1 protein-coding gene and 1 pseudogene are annotated in these 3,019 nt (G+C 66.6%); one reads left to right on the forward strand and one right to left on the reverse strand.

Features of this window, described 5'->3' with window-relative positions:
* Positions 1–1,265: 1,265 nt before the first annotated feature.
* A pseudogene (locus ACZ6IM_RS42415) lies at positions 1,266–2,331 on the reverse strand (IS630 family transposase).
* A gap of 516 nt (positions 2,332–2,847) precedes the next feature.
* Between ACZ6IM_RS42415 and ACZ6IM_RS42420 the strand changes: the two are divergent.
* Positions 2,848–3,019, forward strand: a 172-nt coding sequence (locus tag ACZ6IM_RS42420; RefSeq protein WP_469564586.1) for a transposase, incomplete at its 3' end; no start/stop codon positions are given.

Genomic DNA, 3,019 nt, shown 5'->3' on the forward strand with positions numbered 1-3,019 from the left:
GTGTCGGGGCGGCCGGCTGAGGCACGGCCCCGGAGGCGGGTCGGGAGGGGGCGACAGGGCGCCCTGGTTCGAGACGTTCTCGAAGGCCCTGTCGCGTTGCTGCAGGGGGCGCCGCCAGGTGCTGCAGCGACCTCTGACGGCTACCTGCAGATGCAGGTGCAGCTGGCCTGTTTCTGCGGTCCATGCGCGCGTTCAGCAATCCTCGTTCAGACTGCGTCAGCCCGCCAATTCCCCCGCGTATGCGGACGCCGAGGCGCCAGCCCATGGCAGTCTCTCGCGGCACGCCCTGACTTGTGCAATAGTCTACAAAAGGGACATGGGGTTCAGTGCTTAGAAAGCCTCTAAAGAAAGCCGTCACTTCTTCCGGTGTTTTCGTTTGTCGTGGCATTCTCTAATCCTCCAGAATATTTCGGATGGGGCATTTTTACCGAGGGTATGCCTGCCAGTTCGACGCTTGAGCTGGTCTGCGAGTTGCTGTCAGCCTGAACCGCTTTCGCGTGCTGGACTCGTGGCCGGGGGTGGTTCGGGTGGAGAACAGGGGTTGGGGCCTCTCGTCACGCCCCTCGGCTAAGCAGCCGAAGTAGGTTGGGTAAGGCTTGCTCCTCTTTAACGCGCCCGTCCGGTCAACGGTTCAACCTGCCGGTATGTTGCCGTCGTGCATCTGAACGCGACCTCGGCAAGATTGCCGCGAAGGCAGGATGTGCACCGTGCACCGGTGATGACCCGTCGTAGGTAGCGGCAGTGTCAGCAAGATGACGACTATGGGCCCCTTCAGAACGGCCACGATCGGGTGGAGCCCAGGGCCTACATCCAGAGTCCGTAACTGCACTCCCGCGGTGACGGTGCAGCCTCGCTCGGAGAGTAGTGGATGTACCTCGCCGATGGCCCGGGTGATGGTGGAGCGGTCCACACCGAAGCAGCGGGCCAGCACGCCATGCGTGGTTCGCGTGGCGGAGGTGCACGAGCGCGGCCAGGAGCCGGTCGACAAAGACCAGCCGGTGCTTTGCCCCGGCGCCGATGGCCCGCTTCCGTGCTCGCGACTCAAGCCTGGCCTGGTGCCGTTCATGCCACAACGGGCCTACCTCAGCTTCGAGTTCTGCGATCACATCGGTCGACAGCCCCGTGATCCTCAGGTCGTTGATGATCGCCGCCCGAGACACATTCCCTACCACACGACCATGATCGACGATCGAGAGCTCGACGACTCCCTGTCTACTGGGCACGAGGTTGTTACTGAGGTTGAACTCGTGATGTCGCATGGTTGCTCAGGTGGGCCGGATGGTCAGTCCGGTCTCGGCGAGGCAGCCGTCTATGAGGTCTCTGCGGTACTGGATGTGCCGCAGTCCGCGGCGGATGCGCTGGACGAGGTGTTCGGGGGTGCTGAAGGCGACGTTGGAGAGCCAGCCGCGTCGCAGGAGGGACCAGAGTCCTTCGACGGGGTTGAGGTCGGGTGCGTAGGGCGGCAGGTAGTAGATGGCCAGCCAGTCCCGGGCTTCCGCCCATTCCCGCAGGTCGGCGGCTTTGTGGACGTTGAGGTTGTCCCAGACGAGCACGATCGGGCCGCCGAGCTGCTGGTGGGCGGCGATCAGCAGGTCCTGGTAGTCGCGCGGGAGAAGCTCTTGCGCCCGTCGCGGCGGCCGTCGTCCCGGCGCGGCCGGTAGATCAGCCGGGAGCGGTGGCCGGGTTTGTAGCAGGTCAGCGCGGCAATGGACACCCGTCTGCGGGAACGGCCCCGCACTCGCACCACAGGGGTCCGGCCGCGCTGGGACCAGGTCTTCGCCTGCGGCGGCGTCATGGAGAACCCGGCTTCGTCCTCGAAGACGAGCCAGGCTCCACGGGCCGCCGCGAGCCTTCCGCGCAGGGCCATATCTCCTTGACCCACCCGGCAACCGCCTCGTCATCCCGCTCCATCGGCGCGTCGGGCCGGCACCTGGCACGACCAGCCATTGCGCACCAGCAGCTTCCGAACGCCCTGGATGGTGTACGTCAGATGGAAGCGTCGGCCGATCACCGTCTTGATCCGCGCGAGCGTCCACCGCTGGTCCTCCCAGCCGTGCGCGGCCGGCCCCTTGGCCAGCTCCGCCTCCAACTGGGCGAACTGCTTCTGGCTCAGCCTCGGCAGCGACGCCAGTCCCTGCGACCGCAGAGCCCGCGGACCGCCCTCGTCCCACATCTGCCGCCAACGCAGCACGGAACGGACACTGACCCGCAGGTCCCTGGCGATCAACGAGCTCGCCTCGCCCTGGGCGAACCTCTCGGCCGCTTTCAGCCGTAACTCCTCGCGGAACTGCTGCCGTTCGGCGGTCGCCCGCCCCCTTGTGGATACCGCACGCCCCGGTGATACCGCAGCCGACCGCGAGCCGTCAGCACCTACGACACCACGAGTTCAATCTCAGTAGGTCCGTGTCCCGTCCGGTGTCCCGCCCGTCGGAATCTTCCGCCGGCGCCCCGGCATCCTGCCCGTCGGCGGCTTCCTCCTGGAAGCGGTTGACGAAGTCGGCCAGGTCGTCGCCGCCGATGGGCCGTCCGTCTTCCCCCGTGATGCCGTCCCGCTGGTAGATGAAGGCCGCCAGGGCATCGGCATCCGGGAACGTGCCGTGCTCATCCGCGTAGGTGAGCCAGGCCAGGCGCTGTGGAAGTAGTCGTACCAGTCGACGGATGCATCGGTCGGCTCCCGTCCGTCGGAGTCCGCTGGCTTCGTTCCGTCGGAGACTGCCGGTTCCCCGACCTGTCCGGCATAGCGCTGCTGAAGGGCAACGAGGAGGGGCTGTACCTGGGCCTTGACCCTTGATGTTGGACACACGAGACACTGGATCCTGCGGATCTGAGAACGGACATCTCGTGGTCATGAAGAACTACCCTCCGCAGTTCAAGGCGGACGCGGTCGCGCTGTACGAGTCGCGGCCCGAGGCGACGATCAGGTCGGTCGCCGCCGATCTGGGGATCAACCCGGAGACCCTGCGGAACTGGGTCCGGGCGGCCGGTGTGAGCCGGCCCCGGGGCCGGCGGGCAGAGGCGC

It is taken from the genome of Streptomyces sp. NPDC042336 (assembly GCF_055581985.1).